The 20,918-nt window shown below is 64.9% G+C and carries 18 protein-coding genes and 1 pseudogene; 8 read left to right on the top strand and 11 right to left on the bottom strand.

What is annotated here, in order from left to right:
- Positions 1 to 16 precede the first annotated feature (16 nt).
- The gene (gene adhP, locus CYU89_RS11135; RefSeq protein ID WP_296281020.1) at positions 17 to 1,045 is read left to right on the top strand and encodes an alcohol dehydrogenase AdhP; all 1,029 of its coding nucleotides are present in this window, start codon (positions 17 to 19) and stop codon (positions 1,043 to 1,045) included.
- Between the two features lie 9 nt (positions 1,046 to 1,054).
- Here adhP and CYU89_RS11130 read toward each other — a convergent pair whose 3' ends face one another.
- Positions 1,055 to 1,453, bottom strand: a complete 399-nt coding sequence (locus CYU89_RS11130; RefSeq protein WP_296281018.1) for a hypothetical protein — start codon at positions 1,451 to 1,453, stop codon at positions 1,055 to 1,057.
- A gap of 198 nt (positions 1,454 to 1,651) precedes the next feature.
- Here CYU89_RS11130 and CYU89_RS11125 point away from each other — a divergent pair, with 198 nt between their 5' ends.
- On the top strand, positions 1,652 to 2,764 hold the full coding sequence (locus CYU89_RS11125; RefSeq protein WP_296281016.1) for a histidine kinase: 1,113 nt from the start codon (positions 1,652 to 1,654) through the stop codon (positions 2,762 to 2,764).
- Entirely contained in the window at positions 2,755 to 3,534 is a 780-nt protein-coding gene (locus CYU89_RS11120) for a response regulator transcription factor (RefSeq protein ID WP_296281014.1), read from the top strand. Before CYU89_RS11125 ends, CYU89_RS11120 begins: the two co-directional genes overlap by 10 nt.
- A gap of 22 nt (positions 3,535 to 3,556) precedes the next feature.
- Here CYU89_RS11120 and CYU89_RS11115 read toward each other — a convergent pair whose 3' ends face one another.
- Both CYU89_RS11115 and CYU89_RS11110 read right to left on the bottom strand, forming a co-directional pair.
- Positions 3,557 to 4,525, bottom strand: coding sequence for a polysaccharide deacetylase family protein (locus CYU89_RS11115; RefSeq protein ID WP_296281012.1), 969 nt, complete (start codon positions 4,523 to 4,525; stop codon positions 3,557 to 3,559).
- 66 nt (positions 4,526 to 4,591) lie between these two features.
- Positions 4,592 to 5,431 carry an arylamine N-acetyltransferase gene (locus CYU89_RS11110; RefSeq protein ID WP_296281010.1) on the bottom strand — a complete coding sequence of 280 codons (840 nt, stop codon included), beginning with the start codon at positions 5,429 to 5,431 and terminating at the stop codon, positions 4,592 to 4,594.
- 193 nt (positions 5,432 to 5,624) lie between these two features.
- On the opposite strand from CYU89_RS11110, the gene CYU89_RS11105 reads away from it, so the two are divergent.
- The 4 genes from CYU89_RS11105 to yjjJ all read left to right on the top strand — a co-directional run bounded on the left by CYU89_RS11105 (position 5,625) and on the right by yjjJ (position 11,871).
- The gene (locus CYU89_RS11105; protein WP_296281008.1) at positions 5,625 to 6,653 is read left to right on the top strand and encodes a DUF2272 domain-containing protein; all 1,029 of its coding nucleotides are present in this window, start codon (positions 5,625 to 5,627) and stop codon (positions 6,651 to 6,653) included.
- Positions 6,650 to 7,027, top strand: a complete 378-nt coding sequence (locus CYU89_RS11100) for a hypothetical protein (RefSeq protein WP_296281007.1) — start codon at positions 6,650 to 6,652, stop codon at positions 7,025 to 7,027. The genes CYU89_RS11105 and CYU89_RS11100 overlap by 4 nt, the downstream gene beginning before the upstream one ends.
- A gap of 165 nt (positions 7,028 to 7,192) precedes the next feature.
- On the top strand, positions 7,193 to 10,324 hold the full coding sequence (locus tag CYU89_RS11095) for a discoidin domain-containing protein (protein WP_296281005.1): 3,132 nt from the start codon (positions 7,193 to 7,195) through the stop codon (positions 10,322 to 10,324).
- A 146-nt stretch (positions 10,325 to 10,470) separates the two neighbouring features.
- Positions 10,471 to 11,871 (top strand): type II toxin-antitoxin system HipA family toxin YjjJ, encoded by a 1,401-nt coding sequence (yjjJ, locus tag CYU89_RS11090; protein WP_296281003.1) that lies wholly within the window; start codon positions 10,471 to 10,473, stop codon positions 11,869 to 11,871.
- Between the two features lie 93 nt (positions 11,872 to 11,964).
- Here yjjJ and CYU89_RS11085 read toward each other — a convergent pair whose 3' ends face one another.
- The 3 genes from CYU89_RS11085 to CYU89_RS11075 form a co-directional block, all read right to left on the bottom strand.
- Positions 11,965 to 12,777, bottom strand: a complete 813-nt coding sequence (locus CYU89_RS11085; protein ID WP_296281000.1) for a hypothetical protein — start codon at positions 12,775 to 12,777, stop codon at positions 11,965 to 11,967.
- 34 nt (positions 12,778 to 12,811) lie between these two features.
- The gene (locus CYU89_RS11080; RefSeq protein WP_296280997.1) at positions 12,812 to 13,765 is read right to left on the bottom strand and encodes an HPP family protein; all 954 of its coding nucleotides are present in this window, start codon (positions 13,763 to 13,765) and stop codon (positions 12,812 to 12,814) included.
- A gap of 85 nt (positions 13,766 to 13,850) precedes the next feature.
- Positions 13,851 to 14,168, bottom strand: a complete 318-nt coding sequence (locus CYU89_RS11075) for a DUF3817 domain-containing protein (RefSeq protein WP_296280996.1) — start codon at positions 14,166 to 14,168, stop codon at positions 13,851 to 13,853.
- 162 nt (positions 14,169 to 14,330) lie between these two features.
- On the opposite strand from CYU89_RS11075, the gene CYU89_RS11070 reads away from it, so the two are divergent.
- Positions 14,331 to 15,572 (top strand): DNA cytosine methyltransferase, encoded by a 1,242-nt coding sequence (locus tag CYU89_RS11070; protein WP_296280994.1) that lies wholly within the window; start codon positions 14,331 to 14,333, stop codon positions 15,570 to 15,572.
- 2 nt (positions 15,573 to 15,574) lie between these two features.
- Here CYU89_RS11070 and CYU89_RS11065 read toward each other — a convergent pair whose 3' ends face one another.
- From CYU89_RS11065 to CYU89_RS11045, 5 genes and pseudogenes are all read right to left on the bottom strand, one after another.
- Positions 15,575 to 16,498, bottom strand: coding sequence for a hypothetical protein (locus tag CYU89_RS11065; protein WP_296280992.1), 924 nt, complete (start codon positions 16,496 to 16,498; stop codon positions 15,575 to 15,577).
- Positions 16,495 to 18,849: an ATP-binding protein gene (locus tag CYU89_RS11060; RefSeq protein ID WP_296280991.1), complete on the bottom strand. Its 2,355-nt coding sequence runs from the start codon at positions 18,847 to 18,849 to the stop codon at positions 16,495 to 16,497. Before CYU89_RS11060 ends, CYU89_RS11065 begins: the two co-directional genes overlap by 4 nt.
- 191 nt (positions 18,850 to 19,040) lie before the next feature.
- Positions 19,041 to 20,135, bottom strand: a complete 1,095-nt coding sequence (locus tag CYU89_RS11055) for a crosslink repair DNA glycosylase YcaQ family protein (RefSeq protein WP_296280989.1) — start codon at positions 20,133 to 20,135, stop codon at positions 19,041 to 19,043.
- Between the two features lie 142 nt (positions 20,136 to 20,277).
- Positions 20,278 to 20,556: pseudogene (locus tag CYU89_RS11050) on the bottom strand (addiction module antidote protein); the annotation flags it as partial.
- 1 nt (position 20,557) lies between these two features.
- Entirely contained in the window at positions 20,558 to 20,854 is a 297-nt protein-coding gene (locus tag CYU89_RS11045; RefSeq protein ID WP_343125252.1) for a type II toxin-antitoxin system RelE/ParE family toxin, read from the bottom strand.
- Positions 20,855 to 20,918 lie beyond the last annotated feature (64 nt).

Genomic DNA, 20,918 nt, shown 5'->3' with positions numbered 1-20,918 from the left:
ACGCCAGGAGCACGCCATGGACCGCACCATGAAAGCCGCCGTCGTCCGGCAGTTCGGCGCCCCGCTGGTCATCGAGGATGTCCCGGTGCCGCGCCCGGCCGCCGGCGAACTGCTGGTCAAGATCGAGGCCTGCGGCGTCTGCCACACCGACCTGCACGCCGCCGAAGGCGACTGGCCGGTGAAGCCCAGCCCGCCGTTCATTCCCGGGCACGAGGGCGTCGGCCACGTCGTCGCGGTGGGCAATGGCGTGACCCACGTGAAGGAAGGCGACCGCGTCGGCGTTCCGTGGCTGTACTCCGCATGCGGCTACTGCGCGCACTGCCTCGGCGGGTGGGAGACGCTGTGCGAAACCCAGCGGAACACCGGCTATTCGGTCAACGGCGGTTTCGCCGAGTACGCGCTGGCCGACGCGGGCTACGTCGGCCACCTGCCGGCGGGCATCGGTTTCGTCGAGATCGCGCCCATCCTGTGCGCCGGCGTGACCGTCTACAAGGGCCTGAAAGTCACCGATACCCGACCCGGCGACTGGGTGGTGATCTCCGGCATCGGCGGGCTGGGCCACCTGGCCGTGCAGTACGCGAAGGCGATGGGCCTGAACGTGGCGGCCGTCGACGTGGACGACGCCAAGCTGGACCTGGCGCGCCGCCTGGGCGCGACGGTCACCGTCAACGCCGCCACCGACGACCCGGCCGCGTATCTGAAGAAGGAAATCGGTGGCGCGCACGGTGCGCTGGTGACGGCGGTATCGCCCAAGGCCTTCGAGCAGGCGATCGGCATGGTGCGCCGGGGCGGCACGGTGTCGCTCAACGGCCTGCCGCCGGGCCAGTTCCCGCTCGACATCTTCGGCATGGTGCTCAACGGCATCACCGTGCGCGGCTCCATCGTCGGCACCCGACTGGACCTGCAGGAGGCGCTCGATTTCGCCGCGATGGGCAAGGTCGCCGCGACCGTGGCGACCGACCGCCTGGAGAACATCAACGCCGTGTTCGCACGCATGCACGCCGGCACGATCGAGGGGCGCGTGGTGCTGGATTTCTCTGCCTGATCGCGCGACTCAGTCCGCGCTCGCCGCCGGCCGCGCCTCGTCTCCGCCCGCTGCGGCGAGCCGTGACTGCGCACCCCGCGTCGGGAGCGGCATCACCCGCAGTCCCCGCTGGCGACACAGATCGAAGGCCGGATACACCGCGCGGCGTCCATTCGCGAACGCCACCTGCAGGTCGTGCACGCAGTCGTCGCTGCGGATCTGGAGGGTGGCCGCATCGCCGCCACCGGCCAGCCGCCCGCCGACGAGCAGTTCGCGCGGCTGGTCCGCGCCGGCCCGCGCCGCGGAGACCGACACGATGGCATCGTGGGCACGGTTGACGAGGTAGAGGTAATGGGTGCGTTCGCCGGCGTGGGCGGCGGCGAACGGGATGGCGGCGGCGAGCAGCACGACGATGTACAGGCGAGGCATGGCGGAATCTCCGGTGATGAGGGCGCCACCGGCAGCGCGGGTCGCGTGCGGGGCGAGCGCATCTCGCGCCCGTTGCGGGAAGGCGGCAACGGATCCGGGACGAATCGTCGTGCGGCCGGGACGAATCGTCGTGGGCAACGATCGCGGCTTTCCGTCGCCGGCGCGGCCGCCTAGGATGCGTTCGCACAGGAGGCCCCCATGAAGATCCGTCTGGGCAGCACCGAGATCGGCCTGTTCCGCTACCTGGGGCTGTGGACCGCGATCGCACTGCTGTTCACCTTGCAGAACACGCTCAACAACGGCCTGCAGCGCCCCAGCTGGCCGCTTTCGGACCTCATCCGCTGGTCGTTGATCCAGTGGTACAGCTGGGCGGCCCTCGCGCCGCTCGTGTTCCGCCTGGCCGAGCGCTATCCGGTACGCGGCACGTTGCGCTTCCGCGGGTTGGCGCAGCAGCTCGTGGCGAGCCTGTGCACGACGTTCCTCGCGATGGTGCTCGGCGCCCTGGTCTCGACGCTGTTCGAACCCAGCGGCTTCTTCGAGCAGCTCGGCTACTTCCTGGAGCAGCACTTCGCCATCGGCGTGCTGACCTACTGGACGCTGTTCGCCATCCAGCAGGCCATCCAGTTCCACGCCGAGAAGGCGCGACGCGAACTGGAGGCCAGCCGGCTGGCCACCGAACTGGCCCAGTCGCGCCTGCAAGTACTGAAGACCCAGCTGCAGCCGCACTTCCTGTTCAACACGCTGCACGCCATCGTCACCCTGCTCGACGAGGACAAGCTGTCGGCCGAGGACATGCTGCTGCGCCTGAGCGAACTGCTGCGCGCGTTCCTGGAGGACTACGACGGCCAGGAGATCCCGCTGCGCCGCGAACTGGAGCTGCTCGAGCTGTACCTCGGCATCCAGCGGCGGCGCTTCAAGGACCGCCTGACCACGCGCATCCATGTCGCACCCGACGTGATGGATGCCGCGGTGCCGAGCCTGGTGCTGCAGCCGATCGTGGAGAACGCGATCCGCTACGGCATCGGCCAGCACGTGGGCGAGGACTGCGTGGAGATCGACTGCCGCCGCGAGGGCGACATGCTCTGCATCGACGTGCGCAACTACAACAGCACGCTGGACGAGGGCGGCCAGGCGGGAGGCCACGGCATCGGCCTGTCCAACACGCGACTGCGCATGCGCGAGCTGTATGGGGACCACGCGAGCCTGCGGCTGGACCTGATCGTGCCGCGCGGCGTCGCGTGCCGGTTGCGCCTGCCCTACCGCGACCTCGACGAGGACGCCCTGCCGGAGCACGTGCCCGCATGCGCCTGACCGCGCTGGTGGTGGACGACGAACCGATCGCCCGCCACGCCGTGGCGCGCCTGCTGCGCGACGACGCGGACATCGAGGTGGTGGGCGAATGCGGCGACGGCGTGTCGGCGGTGGCGGCCATCCGCGAGCGCTCGCCCGACCTGATGTTCCTCGACATCCAGATGCCGGCCATCACCGGCCTGGACGTGGTGGCCACCCTCGGCCCGGCGCGCATGCCGGCGACCATCTTCGTCACCGCGTACGAACAGTTCGCGGTGCGCGCGTTCGAGGCGAATGCCGTCGATTACCTCGTCAAGCCATTCAGCCGCGAACGCTTCGCCGAAACCCTGCGCCGTGCGAAGCAGCGCCTGGCGATCGGACAGGGCGCCGATGCCGACACCACCGCCCGGATCATGCAGGCGCTGGCAACGCTGCAACAGCGCGATGCCTACCTGGAACGGATCCCGGTGCGCGAGGACGAGCGCGTCGTCCTGGTCGACGTGGACGACATCGTCTGGATAAAGGCCAGTGGCAACACCGTGCGCCTGCACCTGGCCGACCGCGTGCACGAAGTCCGCGAGACCATGGCCGCGCTGGCGGCACGCCTCGACCCGCGCCGCTTCGCCCGCGTGCACCGCTCGGCCATCATCAACATCCGGCGGGTCAGGGACATCCATCCATGGTTCAACGGCTACCACGTGGTCACGATGGATACCGGCCAGCAACTCCGGATGAGCCGCTACCAGCACGATGCCTTCCTGAAGCTGGCGACCCTGCGGCGCGGGGACTGACGCGGCCTGTGCCGCGCCGCCCTCATTCCGAATCCACTCCCGCCAGCGCCAGCACCCAGCCCGGCACCACCGGCTCGCCGGCGTAGAACTCCTTCGGCCTCTTCTCCGCCATCGCCCAGCGGTGCAGCCAGCTGGGGCCGTAGCGGCCGTTGTAGCCGTCCTCGCCGCGCGCGTAGGCAGGGTCGCGCATCGCCTCGTCCAGCGTCACCACGCGGTAGCCGCGTCGCTGCACGCCGGCCACGAGATCCGCGTAGGCGACGGCGTTGAGCTCGTTGGCGTGCAGCAGCCAGACCTGCGGCAGCGCATAGCCGAGCAACGCCTGCGACTGCCGTTCGTAGTAGTCGACCTTGTTGAGCATGTAGGGCACATAGCCGCGCCGCAGCCGCTCCAGCGTCGCCGCGCGCACGGGCGTGTCGGGCTGGCCGTCGAGCACGTTGGCGTAGGCGGACGCCCATACCCATTCGCCGTTGTCGACCGTCACCGGTGCGATGCGGTAACCGTGTCCGACCAGGAACGCGGACAGCGCCGCACGTTCCTCCGGCGTTCGGCCGGCGCGCAGGTACGGGTGGCGGAACCAGCGCGGGGCCTGGCCGCGTTCCGCCAACAGCGGGCGCAGCACGCGTTCGCCGCGCAGGATGTCCTGCTGGAACGCAGGCAGACCGACCGCATGCAGATCGAGATGGCCATGGGTGTGGTTGCCCAGCCCGAAGCCCGCATCCCGCCAGTCGCGCAGCATCGCCACGCGCTCGGGCCGCACCTGGCCATCGACTTCCAGCTTGCCCTCGTTGACGAAGCCGACCACCGGCACGCCGGCCTGCTTCAGTTGCGCCATGAGCTGCGCGTGGCGTCCTGCGAGCGCGTCCGGCGGCGTCTTGTCCATGCGCTGCCACGGCAGGTCATCGATGGTGATGGCGATGCGGCGGTCGGGCTCGGCGGCATGCGCACTCAACGCCCATGCGGACAGCAACAGTACTTGCAGGAGGAAGCGCACGCGCAGTCCGGGGCAGGGGGCGGAGCGGCGAGCTTATCGTCCGGCATGGCCCGGCCGCCAGCCGACTCAGGACGTGCTGTGGGGCGCAGCGCGCAGTCGCGCTTCGATGGCCGCGTGCAGGCCGGGAACGTCCGGTACGCGGATGCCGAATGCCTCCTGCAACACCGTGATCATTGCCTCGGCATTGGGCAGGCTGCGCCGCTCGCTGGCATGACCGGGGCGATGCAGCGCGACGCTGCCGTCGTTGAGCGTCCGGCGCCAGCCCGGCCCGGTGAGGGCGGCGCGCAGCTGGCCCACGAACGGCGAGTCCGGATGCGTGCTGACGTACCAGTTGCCGACGATGTGATCGATGTCGGCCTGCGGCTGCAGGTCGAACACGTACAGCGCCCGCCACTCGCCCGCCACCCTCGAGCGCAGCGTATACACGCCATCGCGCCGGGTGATGCGGTAAGGCTCGTGCGGCGTGGCCTGCACGTCTTCGGTATCCAGTCGCAGTGGTGCGGTGGGCACCATGCCGCCGAAACCGACATCGACGATGTAACGCTGCCCCTCCACGGTGGCCAGTATCAGCAGGTGCGTGCGTGCGGTGGGTTCGTCCTCCGGTCCTCCCATCACCACGCGCGCCGCCAGGCCGCGCGCATCGAAGTGCAGCTGCCGGAGCAGCGCCAGGAAAACGCGATTGAGTTCGTAGCAGTAGCCGCCGCGCCCCGCATGCAGCAGCTTGTGCTGGATGGCTGGCAAATCGATCGGCACGGGCGCGCGCAGCAGGGTGGACAGGGTTTCGAACGGAAACGTGGCGGTATGCCGCAGCTGCAGCGCGCGCAAGGTGTCCAGAGTGGGCGGCGGCGGTCGGTCGTGACCCAGGCGTTGCAGGTACAGCGCGATGTCGGCGAGCGTGTCGGCCACGGAAGACTCCCTGGTTGGGCGGGCCATCACGGTAGGACCTCAAGCGCGATTGAGGTCAAGACGCCTCGCAGGGCGCATGCTCCACCGCCTCCCTCGTCGACCCTTCCCATACCTTCATGCCGCGTGATGATGTCGTGTCCTGCCGATGCGGCATCATGCGTAGGTAGAGATCACCCACCCCCAGGATCATCCGATGCGTGCATGGCTGTTGCTGCCCCTGTTGCTGCTGACCTCCGGTGCCGCGTACGCGGCCGATGCCTGTCCGCAGTTGTCGCAACAGACGCCGACGGATGTCGCCTCCCGCATCGCCGCAGTCGCCTGCCGCGAGCACCTGATGTGGTACCGCCCCTTCATCGACCGCGAGGGCAAGCTGGCGAACGCACCGATGACCGAGGCGGAGTCGTCGCTGTTGTCGCTCGGCGACGACCGCGCCTGGCAGCGCGTCGCGCGCTACTGGCGCGACAGCGGGCTGCTCGCCGCGATCGGTCACCGTCGCGGCGCGACCGAGTGCCTGTACGCCTCGTCGACAGGCCCTCAGGCCGAGGCCTGCCGCGGCTTCGTGGTGGACACGCCATGGTCGGCCGCCTTCATCTCGTGGGTGATGCGTGAGGCCCGGGTGCCCGGCTTCCGCGGTTCCAGCCGCCACTTCACCTATGTGCAGGCGGCGTTCCAGAACCCGTCGACCAACGCCTTCGACGTCATCGACGTGGCGAAGGCCAAGCCGGTGGTCGGCGACCTGATCTGCTACGTGCGCCAGTCCGGCCGCCTGTTCGGCCACGAAGGGCTGGTGCCGTTGCTGCGCAGCGGCAGTTCGCTGGACATGCACTGCGACATCGTGGTGGCGGTGAACCCGAACAACGACAGCACTGCGTACGCCATCGGCGGCAACGTGCAGCAGAGCGTGACGATGCGCATGCTGCCGCTCAACCGCAGCGGTGAATTCTGGGGCGGGCTGCCGCTCCGCATCGGCGACGGCACGCTGTGCGCGCCCGACAACGAAGCGGCCTGCAACATGAACCGTCAGGACTGGGCGGCGATCCTGCGACTGAAGTCACCGGAGCAGCTGGCGAGACTTCCCGGCGCCCTGCCCCCGGTGCAGGACGCGCCAGGCGTCGAAGCGACCGAGAAGGCGGAATGCTGCATTCACTGCGTCGTCGGATCCGGCGTGCCAAGGTGCCCCGCGGACGCCGCCCCGCCCACCACCCCGGATACGCCACGATGATCCCGTCCCGCCTCCCTGCCGTACGCCTGGCGCCCCTCGCCGCCGCCCTGATGCTGGCCGCCTGCGCCACCCCGCCTCCGGCCGCAAGCCCTACGCTGGCCGCGGGCCAGCAGGCCACGGTCGATGGGACCGTCGTCAGCGTCGACACCACGCCCTGGACCTACGATGGCAGCGCCGTGGTGAAGATCGCCGCCCCCAACGGGCAGGTCGACGTGCATCTGCCCGCCCGCTGGAACCTCTGCAAGGCGCCGCCGCCGGAGGACGTACAGGGGCTGAAGGCCGGCGACCGCGTGCGGGCCACCGGCACCGTCACAGACGACGGCGCGCTGGTGGTCTGCGAGCAAGCCGAACACGGCCTGCGCAGGACACCCTGAGCGATCACGCCCAGCCCCCGTGACCGCGGCTGCCGACGCGATCGGCGCACGGCACCGCAAGGGACGTGCGGCAGGTCGGGATGGTGCAGCGCAGCTCGCATGTAACCGTTTTCATGGCTAGTGTCCGGCGCTCGCGGGGTGGCCCGCGTTGCCTGGAACCGCCTGATGATCCCCACGCCGACGCGCCGCCTGCTGTGCGCCACCACCACCGCCTGCGCCCTGGCGATCGGGTTGGGTGTGAGCCCCGCCGCCCGTTCGGCCGACGTCCTGCCCCCGCGCACTGACTGGAAGGCGACGAGTTCGGCCAGCACCACGGTGGAGATGGCCCCGGCCAAGGGCATCGATGGCGACCCGGCGACCAAGTGGGGCGGCGCGTTCTCGCCCGGCCACTGGTACCAGGTGGATTTCGGCAAGCGCGTCTCCGTCGGCGCGGTGGAACTGCATTGGGAATGGGGCGGCGCACGCGCGTACTCGATCCAGGCCTCCGACGACGGCGAACATTGGCGCACCGCGTTCGAGACGCGCGATGGCGTGGGCGGTATCGAGTACGACGTGTTCCCCACGGTGCAGGCGCGCTACCTGCGCCTGACTGCGCCGGACCGCTCGGCGGACTGGGGCGTGTCGGTGTTCGAGTTCCAGCCGTACGCCGGTGGCGAGACACCGCGCATCACTGGCGTGAGCGGCGATGCCGCCGCGCTGTGGTCCGATGCCGGCGAGGCGCATGCGATGACCGCGAAGCCCGCGGCCGACGGCATGCGACAGCTGCAGATCGACCTGCCCAGGCCGCTGTCCGTGGCCGGCCTGGAAGTGGCGTGGAAGGACACGCCGCGCGCGGCGAAGCTGGAAGGCCGCGAGGCAGGGTCGGATCGCTGGATCGTGCTGGCGGAAGATCCCAACGCCTACGGCAGCACCGCATTCCTCGCCGACAGCCAGGCCCGCACGCTGTCCGCGTTGCGCTTGAGCGTGCTCGGCCAGGGCACGCAGGCGCCCACGTTGCAGCGCCTGCGCCTGATCGGGCCGAAGCGGGTGATGACGGCGATGAAGCGCTACGAACTCGCGGCCTCGCGCGAGCACCGTGCGCTGTTCCCGTCGTCGTTGCACCAGCAGCAGGTGTACTGGACGGCGGTCGGCATTCCCGCGGGCCGGCAGAAGTCGGTGCTCGACGAATTCGGCCATGTCGAAGCCTTCAAGGGTGCGCCGCTGGTGCAGCCGGTATGGCGCGACGCCAGCGGTCGTGCGAGCGCAGCGAACGCCGATACATCCATCACCCATGCGTTGCGCGACGGCTGGATGCCGATGCCGACCGTGCAGTGGTCGCCACAGCCGGGCCTGGAACTGACGACGGCGGCGATCGCGCTCGAGCAGCGCGGCGCGCCGGTCACGCTGGTGCGCTATCGCCTGCGCAACACCGGCACCACGCCGGTCGCCGGCAGCTTCAACCTGCTGACGCGGCCGATGCAGGTCAGCCCGCCGTGGCAGAACGGCGGACCCTCGCCGATCCGCGACATCGCCGTCGGCAGCGGCGATGCCGCGCAGGTGGCGGTCAACGGGCGCACGCTGTTCCAGTCGCTGACGCCGGTGGCGCGCGCGTCCGCGTCGGCTTTCGGTGCGCATGGCGAAGGCGAGATCACCGGCCTGCTGATGGCCGACGCGCTGCCCGATGCGCAGCAGGCGCATGACGACACGGGCCTGGCCGCCGGTCAGCTCGGCTACGACGTGGCGCTGGCGCCGGGCGCGACGCAGGACATCGTCATCGCGTTCGCCCTCGGCGATGCGCGCATCGATCCGGCCAAGCCGCTGCCTGCCGCACCGACGCTCGATCTCGCCGGACTGACCGGCGAAGGCGCATTCGATGCGCGTGCCGAGGAGGTGGCCGCACAGTGGCAGAAGCGCCTGGGCCGTATCGGCCTGTCGCTGCCGGACGCGTCCCTCGTCGACATGCTCCGCGCGCAGGCGGCGTACATGCTGATCAACCAGAGCGGCCACGCCATGCAGCCGGGCCCGCGCAACTACAACCGCTCCTTCATCCGCGATGGCGCCGCCACCGCCGCCACGCTGGTGCGCATGGGCATGCCGAAGACGGCGCGCGACTACCTGCAGTGGTACGCGGGACACGCCGTGCACGAGAACGGCCTGGTGTCGCCGATCCTCAACGACGACGGCTCGGTCAACACGGGATTCGGCTCCGACATCGAGTACGACAGCCAAGGGCAGTTCATCTGGCTGGTCGCCGAACTCGCGCGCCTCGATGGCGGCGCGCGCAGCGTGCGCGACTACCAGGACAAAGTGACGCGCGCGATGAAGTTCATGCAGGAGCTGCGCGAACGCACGATGGCGCCCGGCTATCTCGCCGACCAGCCGTCGCCGGAGCGTTTCCACGGCATCCTCGCGCCGTCGATCAGCCACGAAGGCTATCCCGTTCCGACCCACAGTTACTGGGACGACTACTGGGCATTGAAGGGCTGGCACGACGGCGCGTGGCTGGCCGAGCAGTGGGGCGATGCGAAGACTGCCGCATGGGCGCGCGAACAGTATGCGGCGCTGCGCGCATCGATGGCCGCCTCGATTCGCGCGACGATGAAATGGAAGGGCATCGACACCATCCCCGCCGACGCCGACATGGGCGGCAGCGATCCGACCAGCCTGTCGATCGGGCTGGACCCGGCCGGGCAGCAGGACGTGATGCCGGCCGATGCGCTGAAGACCACGTTCGACCGTTATCTGGACGACGTGCGCAAGCGCGACGTGCCCGGCGCGCTGTACGCGTACACGCCGTACGAGATCCGCAACGTGCTGACGTACGTGCACCTCAACCGTCCGCAGGAAGCGCACGAGCTGCTGATGCGCTTCCTCGGCCACCGCCGCCCCGCACCGTGGCAGGTGCTGGCGGAAGTGGTGTATTCGGACGCTCGCCACGCCATCTACCTCGGCGACATGCCGCACACGTGGATCGGCTCGGAGTACGCCCGCGCGATCTTCGGCATGCTGATGCACGAAGGCGACGACGCGCTGTCGCTGCTGCCCGGCACGCCACCGGCATGGGTCGCCGGCGACGGCCTGCGCGTGGACGGCCTGCCGACGGCCTACGGCACGCTGGCCATGACCGCCCGCCAGCAAGGCCAGACCCTGCGCGTGACGCTCGGCCCCGGTCTGCACAAGGACATTGCGCTGAAGGTCAGTTGGCCGAGCCGGACGAAGCCGTCGCGGGTGGTGGTGGATGGCAAGGCGGTGAGCGACTACGACGATCAGGGATTACGGATCGCCCACCCCTTCAGCCGGTTGGAGGCGAGCTGGTAGTCGTCCCGGGCGATATCGTCGGTATCGCATCAGGAATCGTAAACAAAGATCGCGCGATGTCCTTAATAAATGCTTTTATATCAATTCTTTACGGAAACGGATTTCTGATATATCGTTCTTGAATCGTAAAGAATCAAGGCGTCCGGATGCCTCGCGCGCGCACGGCCGATGTACCCGATCTCCTGGCGTTGCTGGCGGGTGGCGATCCCGTGCCGGCGGCGGCGCTGGCGCAGGCGCTCGGCGTGAGCCGCCCCATCCTGGCCCGGCTGGTCGCCGAGGCCGGGCCGGCGGTGCTGCGGATCGGCAAGGCACGCGCCACCGCCTACGCGGCGCGCGCGCGCACTGATGCAGGCGAGGCTTGGCCACTGTGGCGGATGCGGCCGGATGCGACGCTGGAAGAACGGGGCACCCTGCACGCGCTGCGTGGAGACCGCTTCTTCTTCGAGGCTTCCGGTGACAGCCCCCTGCTGACACGCACCGTCGATCGCGTCGCCGGTTTCCATCCCGGGCTGCCCTGGTTCCTCGACGACCTCCGGCCCCAGGGATTCCTGGGACGCACGCTGGCGTACCGGCAGGGACGCGCGCTCGGCGTACCCGACGACCTCAACCGGTGGCAGGTCCGCGACACGTTGTTGGCGATCACGCGGACCGGCGGCACCGGCATCGGCGACTTGATCCTCGGTCAGGAAGCCCTGGCCACGGCGATGGCCGAGCGCGACACGCCGACCGATGCCGTCGCGGCCTCCGACCGCGCGCGGCAATACCCCGCCTGGGCGCAGGCCGCGCTGGCCGGCGAGGAAATCGGCTCCTCGCCCGGCGGCGAGCAACCGAAGTTCACCGCGACCGTCCAGCAAGAGGACGGCGGACGATACGCCGCGCTGGTGAAGTTCGCCGTTCCGGACGAAGGCCAGGCCGTTCGCCGCTGGGCCGACCTGCTGGTGTGCGAGCACCTGGCGGCTACGACCCTGCATGAGGCGGGGCTGCCTGCATCGACATCGCAGTGCCTGCATGCCGACGGCTACACCTTCCTGGAAGTCCGTCGCTTCGATCGCGTTGCCGACACGCTGGGCCGTCGCGGTTTAGTCTCCCTGCAGGCGCTGGACGCCGCGTTCTACGGCCACGGCGCGCGCGACTGGGGGCGGTTCGGCGAACGGCTGGCGGCCGACGGCTGGATCACCACGCAGGACGCGACGCAGATGGCGCGCCTGCATTGGTTCGGGCGCTTCATCGACAACAGCGACATGCATGCGGGCAATCTCGGGTTCCATCTCGGGGATGATCGGCCGCTTGCGCTGGCGCCGGCCTACGACATGCTGCCGATGGCGCTGGCGCCCTCGCGCACCGGCGCCGTGCGCACTCTGGAGCCCGTGCGACCGACCGCACCGGATCGCACCGGACAGGTCGGTCATATCCGCTGGGCGGCGGACGCGGCCATCGTCTTCTGGCAGCGCGTGGCAGACAGCGAGTTGATCGGATCGGACGACATGCGCGCGCTTGCGCGCGCCAACATCAATGCGGTCGGGAATTTCTCGCGCCAGTTCGCCTAGCCCGCCGCGAATGCGGACCACGCAGCGGTTCAAGCGCCGGGAGGCGACCTGGTAGCGACGGGCGGGCCGGATCGCTGCAAGACAGGAGGGAATTTACCTGTGCGACCCAGCGCTCGCATCCGATCCTCCACGTAGCGCTTCGCACTGCCGCTCCGCCTTGTAAATGGCATTCCGGTTGAGTCGTTCCTCCATGTCCGCGCCGCCCAGTCGCCCATACGTAAACGACTGCGGCGGCAGCAACGCCTGCAGCGATGCGCTCAAGGGCAGCGACCAGTTCTGGTCCGCTTCCTGCGGCGAGTCCACCGGCATGCCTGGATGCCAAGGCAGCATGCGGGCCTTCTGGGAGTTGGACCAGATCATGAAGGTGGGGCGTCCTCGCCAGCGCATCTGTATCAACGCATGCGGATAGTCGTCCGTCCAGCTGATCCCATGCCCGTAATGTTCGTCGACAAGTGCCAGCAGCCCGGTACGACCGAAGTGCCGCCTCGCCAGATGTTGCAACTCCTCGTCGCTGCACGGCGCGGGGGGAACACGTATGACGGCATCGAATTTGCGCCAAGCGCGCTGGTCGACGCCCTGCGCCAACACCTGCACCCCGCGCTGTCGCGTCCAGCCGGGCGATGATGCCTCACGCACGAAGTCCGCAACTTTGTTGGAAGCGAGCGGCATCTCCACATCGACCCCGCTCCCCTGGCGTGTCTCATAGCGGCCGCGCAACACAAAGATGCCGCCAGCGGTTGGCGTGATCGTGAAGTGCTCCTCAACGGAGCCCCACCCAGTGCGCTCGAAATCGATGCGGATCTCTTCCAGCCCGGACAGATCGACCGCAGGCAGGGTCTCCTCCCCGGAATGGCAGGCTGATAGCACGGCAACCAACGCCAGTGCATACATCCATGCGTGCTTCATCGCTGTTTCCCCCTTGCCGCCTGCGCGCGCGGCATCAACCCGCAATCACCCACCGCCCATTGTCCTGCAGCACCACTTCGAAACGCGCCCACTGACGGAACTCGTCGGCGCTGGTCGTCCCCGTGCTGCCCGTCTGCTCGCCGGCAACGACGCGGTACTGCAACCCCGCGCCTTCGCCTTCCAGCACGTGGCGCACGCTCCACAGGCGGCCGAGTTTGCCGTTGCTGTAGAAGCGGCCGCGCAGGATCGCGTCGGGGTGGGTGATGTTGCGTTCGGCGTGCTGCTTGGCGAGTTCCAGCAGTTCGGTGAGGTTCTCGGTGGTGATGTCGACGTAGGAGTTGAGTTGCTCCATCGCGGCGGAGAAATCTTCCTGGGTGAGTTCGAACTGGCGTTGCGCGGGCTGGGTGATGCGCGAGGCCTGGCGGCGGCGGTGCAGGTGGGCCGGGTAGCGGCGCCACGGGAACAGCGCATTGAAGGCGATGGCCATGGCCAGGATGGCCACGACGTTGATGAGTATTGGCATCAGCAGGTAGCCGTAGCCCAGGGCATGCACGTCGTGACCACCGATCACCGCGGCGAGGGCGGTGGCGCCGCCGGGCGGATGGATGCAGCGCAGGTAGTACATGCCCAGCACCGCGAGGCCAACGGCGAGGGCGGCGGTCCAGGCGTGGCCGGGAAACAGTTTCTGGCAGCTCACGCCGATGAAGGCGGACAGCAGGTGCCCGCCCACCACGGCCCACGGCTGCGACAACGCGCCCTGCGGCACGGCGAACAGCAGCACGGCGGACGCACCCATCGAGGTGACCATCAGCGCGCCGCCGACGGCGGACGCAGCATCGGTCGGGAAGGTCCAGCGAGTCAGCCCGTACACCGCCAGGATGCCCAGCAACGCGCCGATGCCCGATATCCACTTCTCGCCATGGCGGGTGGTGTTGCGCTCGATGCCCAGCAACAGGCGCAACTCGGTCAGGCGGGAGTGAGGGCTCATAAGCGGCAGCGAGAGGGCTGGCGCAGCAGTCTATGCGAAGGACGCGCCGCACGTAGGGCGGGCCCCGGCCCGCCATGCCCACACGTCAGCCGCGCGGACCCAGCAAGCCGATCCGCCGGAACCACATCTCCAGCGGCACGGTCACCAGCGGCGGCACCGCGGCGATCAACGCCAGCAACGCCGCCCACCACGGCCAGCGCAGCCGCAACGCGGACAGCGCGGTAACCACGACATAGAACAGGAACGCACCGCCATGCAGCGGCCCGAAGATCTTCACGCCCAGGTCGTTGCCGATGGCGCTGTACTTGAATGCCATGCCGATCAGCAGACCGGCCCAGGTGAAGCCTTCAAGAAAGGCAGCGACAGCAAACAGGCGCCCGGCGGGCGCGAGGGGGTTGGGCATGCAGGAACTCCGTAGGACGCTCTGGATATTGGGAATGTATTCGGCAACACTTCCGCTCACGGGAAGTCAGTTGTCGCGTAAGCTGTAGGCGGCGGATGCCGCCGCAAAGGCTCTCCCAGCGATGCTAGGCGAACCCTGCGGATCAATGAGAGCACAACGGCAATGCCATCACTTTCTAGCAAGCCTTTGACCTTTATTGACGCCTTCGCTGGGTGCGGCGGCCTTTCCCTTGGCCTCATGCAAGCAGGCCTTAAAGGGCGATTCGCTATTGAACGTGATGAATACGCCTTTGCAACACTTAAGGCGAACCTACTTACCGCTGGCTCAACGTACAAATACTCCTGGCCACGCTGGCTTCCGAAGAAGCCAATCGGCATCATGGAAATTATAGACACTTATCGCACGGAGCTAGAGAACTGCTCTGGTTCAGTCGATCTGCTTGTGGGAGGTCCGCCCTGTCAAGGATTCTCTAGTGCCGGCAGGAGAAAGCATGACGACCCGAGAAATCAGCTGTTTGCCGCTTATTTGAACCTTGTCGAGATCATCAAACCGAAGGCCGTCCTTATCGAGAATGTTCGCGGCTTTACTCTAGATTTCAGCTCAGGAGAACAGGTAAAAAATTTCTCTCAGGCGCTTAAGTGCCGCCTGTCTGATAGCTACACCGTTTTTGAGCAGCTCCTAGACCTCACGATGTTTGGCGTACCCCAGGCGCGGACACGCTACTTTGTCCTCGCTTTCCGCTCCGACCTAAACATACCGGACCCCTTCAAATATCTTCACAAGAATCTGCCCTCATTCTTACGCTCATTGCGCCTGACGACACCGACCTCCTCGAGCTCCGCAATCTCCGATCTGGAGGTGAGGAGAAACGGCACAAGGCCATCCACCGAGAGCAACGGATTCAGCGAGACTGTTTATTCGGGGCCACTCACTCATTATCAAAAACTAATGAATGAAGGTAATGCGAGTGTCACAGACTTGCGGCTAGCGCGCCATGCCGATGACATCGTCACCCGATTCAGAGAAATTATCGAACGAAGCCATGCCGAGGGGCGCCTAAACACGAGCATCGGAGCGGACATGCGCGCACGCTTTGGTCTCAAGAAGCAAGCATTGCGCGTACTCGACCCAGATAGGCCGTCGCCTACAATTACAAGCATGCCTGACGACCTACTGCACTATTCGGAGCCGCGAACTCTGACGGTACGCGAAAATGCACGGCTTCAGTCATTTCCAGACTGGTACGCTTTTCAGGGGAAATATACGACAGGAGGACATTTGAGACGGCAAGAAGTGCCTCGCTTTACGCAAGTTGCGAATGCCGTTCCACCTCTGGCTGCTCGTGCAATCGGCGAGACCCTCATGGGCTTACTAAATCCCCGTCGAGGCAACGGGCCAGGCTGAATTCACGCCCTCAATGTATCCAATAGAGTCCGGAATTCGGTACGCAACGCCAAGATAAGCTTGCGTAGCTCGCGCATCTCAGCGATGCCGACAACTACCCCTACGTCGTCCATCACGCTATCCGGCTTTCCTTCAGGCACCAGGATCACATGTCCTAGCTTGTTGCGACTGCGCACCACTCCGTCTCGGTAAGACTGGACCGTCTGCGCGCCTGTCGCATAGGCAGCAAACTCGGCAGTCCCCAGAATACTTGCCAGAAATCGTAGACGGTGATCGGACGTAAAAAGCATGTGCGCCTTGAAAAGTGCCTCCACGCTGGGATCACCTTTGAGCTTTGCACCTTGCCGCGTCACGTTATCGACTTGTTCGTCTACTCTCCTAATTGCATCCGCAATGAACTTCGCCTTGCCCGCATCGTCCAGCTTGCTATGAGCCAACTCCAGGCATGCGTTGACCATATGGTCAATATCGCTTGTGGCGCCCATCACGATTCCTCGGGTGTGATCGAGATCGAGCACCTTCTTAATAAGCGAATCAAATACACCTAAAACTTCGTCAACCAAATCCTCTCTACTTGCGCAGTAAATTCCTTCCAACTTCTTCTCGTACGCTTTCTCTCTCAACTCGGCAACTGTCAGCTGCCCAGAATAGAAGACAACGTCTTTGTACTGAACTACCGAGCGAATTCTCTCAATAGCATCCTCACCGTGATCGCCATTTCCCAGATCCCAATCTACTAGGATCAGATCCACTTCATCCGTAAATACATTCTCAAGAATCGTGTCTTCAACCTGATCGATTGAAATGCATTGCTTCGCCCTGAAGTCAAATCCTTCAGCAGACATCTTAGCTTTGATGCCTATGATCTGATTTGCGACTCTTGCGGGCTGGTCGTCAACCCACAAAACATTGAAATCAAGCCTCATGCTCCCCTCCTCGTAATCGCAATCGTAATTACGAATCCGAGGCCTGACTGCACCTCATCATCAAGCTCGATACTTCCGCCCATTTCCCCAAGTGCTTGCCGGACATGGTAAAGCCCAAGACCGGAGCCTTGTGTAGTCGTATATCCCATTTCAAAGATGCGCGAGCGACTTGTTCCCTCACTCAGCCCTCGCCCGTTGTCGCTCACATGAATTGTGAGGCTAGCTTTGTCTTTTTGAGTAATAACGAACTTAATTCGTGATGATCTCGACCTTCTGGCGTTGCTAATCAGATTGTCGACCACAATAGCTGCATCAATAGGATTGAACCGCACCTTCAGTCCTGGATGACTATTCTCCGCAATTATTTGCAGGCGGGCACTACTGGTAGTGCGAGCGATCTGCTCAATGTAGTCATATATAAAAGCGGCGAGATCAGTTTCAATTTTCTCGGAATCGAGTTTGAAATTTGCCCTGGTGGCGAATCTCGTAATCGACATGATTTTCTTATTGAGGAAAGCCATCTGCTCCAGGGTTCTTAGAACATCCTCTCGCGGAATTGATGTCTTCTCAGACGTCTGACTAAGAAAGTTCTCAATTTGTTGAGCGATATCTACGGCATAGATAGTAACTTGATGGTGCAAATTCAGAATAGTCGCTGTATCCGCACCTACAAATGACTCAAGAAAGTGGCCGCGCCGCCGCTCAGTCTCCACCTCGACTTCAGCCGCGTCGGCGCGACGAGTCGCTGCTTCAGCTACTGCCATCGCTCTGTCGGCAACTCGCCGAGCATCGGCCTCCGATTTTTTGAGATCATCGAACCGATGTTCGGCAGCCTCAATCCTAGCAAGCATTCCCTGGTCACCCATCTTTTCTGCGATTGATCGCAAGCCAACCAGCGACGTTTCAAATTCTCCTGAACGCTCGTTAATAAGATCCACTAGGCGAGTGCTGTACTCCAGCAAGCGGACCGTCTCGTTGTCGACGAGACTCGCTACGGCCGCGGTTACACGGGCTCGTCCTGGATCCGTCATCAGTCTCGATAGATCCTCTGCGGTGGCGTCCCCCTTGTCGATCCAAGAGACCGGCACCACGTACTTCTCTAGACGCTTTAAACAGTGATCCATAACCGCTTTGCGCAACTGCTCTACAGCCGGCGTCTCTATTAGTCCTTGATTTCGACTCGACGCTTCTTGGAAGTCTTTATCCGAACCGGACACGTCAACGCGGCCAATAATCTCGCGCGTTCCGAGAAATCTTGCGTAACCCTGCTGTTTTCTCCGATCAAACCCAAACCAATCATTTCCGTCCTCGCCAACCGGATAAACCCTAAAGTTGTTCCTGAAAAGGAACACGGATCCAAACTGCAGAGAAGGCAGGCCGACTCTTCGTGCAAAAGTAAGTTTCGCAGATTGATTCAGATAGTAGATATCGCACCTGAATTCTGCGAGCTCCAGGAGCTCGTAAGTGTTCGGCTCCGCAATCCGATAGATCAGTTCGCCGCGATCCGTAAGCGTAGTGCGCAGCTCCCCCTCTTCGATCGATACGCTAATAAAGGTGGTCTTTTCCCGAAGGGTCGAGAATATGAAATTGCCGATTCGGCCGTTAACCAAGTCTTTCGACAAAGGCTCCTCATCCTTCTTTGCGGAGGAGCTGATCAGTCTTTCGTCATGGGCAACCTCATTAGGCGCAAGAATGTCGATCCCAAATCCATCCACCCCCTCTCCAAAAGGATTGATCAACTTCGCTAGCGATGCTTTTAGCTCCAAGATCCTCTGCCGAGTCCAAGGGCGCCTCAGCCTGCGAATCGTCACGACCGTTCCGTGCTCAGTCGCGCCATCAAAGCCGCGCAGCTCTGTAGGCACATCAAAAGATTGCTTACTGACATAGGCAACCGGGACCTTATCGAAATGCTCTTTAGAGTCCTTCTCGAATAATTCCCAATCTACGGTCAACTGATGGACGGTTTCGCCCGCCCCGTGTGTACGACTCTGAATGACGACTTCCTCTCCCAAGCGATCGGAAGAGAATCTTCCTATGCCTTTGCTGCCAGCATAGTGCCGACGGTCCGCTGCGAGATTCCGAAAGTCATCCGCCCGCTCGTCTGAGCGCTTCGATGAGTAGGCCACGAACAACCACTTGCTTGTCAGGTCCTCGTAGGACATTCCGACGCCATTGTCGGCAACACAAATTACTTCATCTCCAAAGTAGAGCTGGACACTGCTCGCGCTTGCATCAAATGAGTTTTTTACGAGCTCGAAGATTGCGACTTCGTCATCTGTAATTAGCTCGCGGCCGAGCACCCGCTTCAAGCCGGTGCTGACATCAAAATGTAGTCCATCATTCTTTGACAAGCTCGCCACCTTTACCTAGGAATACATCAAGCATCTCGCAAACTCTAAGTCCCCTCACGGCGCGTGTCTGCTCGACTCAGCTCCAAGCGAGCGACGTGTTCGCGAAAGTAAGAGGGCGCACTCAAACACTGATTTTTAACAACTTAGCTTAGCTATAACACGTCGATCTTCGCCAATACTAAGCGTGTTTTTCATTCAAGCAGACCCAGGAACGCCCGAATACGCTCCAATTCCCCATCAAGCCCACCCCGAAACGCCCTATCCAGCGGCGCCTTCCCGTCCACATACCCAAACGTCGACCGCAGCCCCCCATCGATTACGCTGAGATTCGCCCACCCGATCACCCGGTCGCCCCACAGCACTGGTAGCGCGTAATACCCCAACTTCCGCTTCGGTGCCGGCGTGTACGCCTCGAAGCGATACGTCCAGCCCCAGAACATCTCGAAGCGGCGCCGGTCCCACACCACCGGATCGAACGGCGTCAGCAGGCGCATCTGGTCATCCGGCTTCCAGCGCCGTGAGCGCGGATCTTCGTCTGCCGGCCAGTACCAGTCCACCCCGTCGACCCGTGCCGTGCCCAAGCGCTGGCGCGCACGCTTCAGCGCCGCCGCACGCAGGCCCGCCCACTGCGGCACGCCGCTGCGCAGATAGCCCAGCAACTGGCCCAGACTGGCCGCCGGCAACGGCGCGTACTTGTTGACGATGATGTCGAGCAACGCGTCCAGCCGCGCCTCCGCGTCGGACATTGCAACCGGCGTCGCTTCGCCGATGCGCGGCGCATAGACCCGCGTACCGCCCTCGCGACGCGCGACCCGCAACAGCCCGCGGTAGTGCATGCCGTCCAGCAACTGCGTGCTCGCGTTCGACGAACCACCGAACCAGTTGGTCGTCTTGCCATGCCCGAAGTGCGCATCCACGTCGCGTGGATGCGACGTGCCGCGCTCACTGACGAAATCCAGTACCGCACGCGCCTGCTTCCAGCGCGCGGGCTTCCATGCTTCGCGGGCCGTGCGCGGATGCATCAGCTGGTGATGTGCGCGCGGCAGGAAACCGTAGTTAACGAAGAAGTCTTCTTCCAGCGGCAGCCGCGGATACCGCCTTTCCAGATCACCGGCGCGGTAACCGGCGACACGGTGGCGCAGGGTGAGGTCCTGCGCGCGTGCCGGCGCCCGGATCGGGTCCGCCTGCACGAAACCCAGCCGCTGGATCGCCCGCGGCAGGGTGGTCGGTTTGAACAGGCTGCGCGCGATGGCATAGCGGCGCAGGTGGTCGAGGGTGAGCGTCATGCCGAAGCTGCACGCTGCCTGACAGTGGTGTTCCTCATCCCTGCCTGGCCTGCGCGACACGCCGCTTGCCTGCGCCGGTCGGTGCATCCGGCACCAAGGCCCGCTTGCCCGCCCTGCGACTTGGTTTGGCCCGCTTGCTGACCAGCGCGAACCGATAGCCCATCGCATCGGCCACTTTCAGCACCGTGCCGAAGCTCGGATTTCCGCTGCTGGACAACGCCTTGTACAGGCCCTCGCGCGTCAATCCGGTGTCGCGCGCCAATTGGCTCATGTTGCGCGCACGCGCCGCCACACCCAGCGCATGCACCAGGAACGCGGGATCATCGCCAGCCTCCTCGAAGCACGCATCCAGATAGGCGGTGATGTCCGCCTCCGTCTTCAGGTATTCCGCCGAATCCCACGGCGTGGTCTTCAGTGCCATGTCAGTTCTCCAACGCGCTCGCCAGCGCCAACGCCATCTTGATGTCCGCTCGCTGCGATGCCTTGTCGCCTCCGCACAGCAGCACGACCCATGCGTCACCGTGGCGGGTGAAATAAACGCGGTAACCCTGGCCGCAATCGATCTTCATCTCGCACACTCCGCCGGTCAGCACGCGATGCTGTCCCGGGTTGCCGAAGGCGAGCCGATCGATCCGCGCCTGGATACGCATCCTCGCCTGCCGGTCGCGCAGCGAAACAAGCCAGTCCTCGAATATCCGTGTCTTCCTGACCTCCATCATGCAGCGTCATCCTTGACGTCGATGCGGCCTGAACTGTGAACCTTGGTTCACGGACTGTCAATCG

This window comes from Pseudoxanthomonas sp. (assembly GCF_002863005.1).
Taxonomy (GTDB): domain Bacteria; phylum Pseudomonadota; class Gammaproteobacteria; order Xanthomonadales; family Xanthomonadaceae; genus Pseudoxanthomonas_A.
This window is presented reverse-complemented; position numbering and strand designations above follow the sequence as displayed.

Bases quoted from the DNA above. Each gene is read 5' to 3' on its own strand.
- adhP (WP_296281020.1), top strand. From the start codon at position 17: ATGGACCGCACCATGAAAGCCGCCGTCGTCCGGCAGTTCGGCGCCCCG.
- CYU89_RS11130 (WP_296281018.1), bottom strand. From the start codon at position 1,453: ATGCCTCGCCTGTACATCGTCGTGCTGCTCGCCGCCGCCATCCCGTTC.
- CYU89_RS11125 (WP_296281016.1), top strand. From the start codon at position 1,652: ATGAAGATCCGTCTGGGCAGCACCGAGATCGGCCTGTTCCGCTACCTG.
- CYU89_RS11120 (WP_296281014.1), top strand. From the start codon at position 2,755: ATGCGCCTGACCGCGCTGGTGGTGGACGACGAACCGATCGCCCGCCAC.
- CYU89_RS11105 (WP_296281008.1), top strand. From the start codon at position 5,625: ATGCGTGCATGGCTGTTGCTGCCCCTGTTGCTGCTGACCTCCGGTGCC.
- CYU89_RS11100 (WP_296281007.1), top strand. From the start codon at position 6,650: ATGATCCCGTCCCGCCTCCCTGCCGTACGCCTGGCGCCCCTCGCCGCC.
- CYU89_RS11095 (WP_296281005.1), top strand. From the start codon at position 7,193: ATGATCCCCACGCCGACGCGCCGCCTGCTGTGCGCCACCACCACCGCC.
- yjjJ (WP_296281003.1), top strand. From the start codon at position 10,471: ATGCCTCGCGCGCGCACGGCCGATGTACCCGATCTCCTGGCGTTGCTG.
- CYU89_RS11085 (WP_296281000.1), bottom strand. From the start codon at position 12,777: ATGAAGCACGCATGGATGTATGCACTGGCGTTGGTTGCCGTGCTATCA.
- CYU89_RS11080 (WP_296280997.1), bottom strand. From the start codon at position 13,765: ATGAGCCCTCACTCCCGCCTGACCGAGTTGCGCCTGTTGCTGGGCATC.
- CYU89_RS11075 (WP_296280996.1), bottom strand. From the start codon at position 14,168: ATGCCCAACCCCCTCGCGCCCGCCGGGCGCCTGTTTGCTGTCGCTGCC.
- CYU89_RS11070 (WP_296280994.1), top strand. From the start codon at position 14,331: ATGCCATCACTTTCTAGCAAGCCTTTGACCTTTATTGACGCCTTCGCT.
- CYU89_RS11065 (WP_296280992.1), bottom strand. From the start codon at position 16,498: ATGAGGCTTGATTTCAATGTTTTGTGGGTTGACGACCAGCCCGCAAGA.
- CYU89_RS11055 (WP_296280989.1), bottom strand. From the start codon at position 20,135: ATGACGCTCACCCTCGACCACCTGCGCCGCTATGCCATCGCGCGCAGC.
- CYU89_RS11045 (WP_343125252.1), bottom strand. From the start codon at position 20,854: ATGATGGAGGTCAGGAAGACACGGATATTCGAGGACTGGCTTGTTTCG.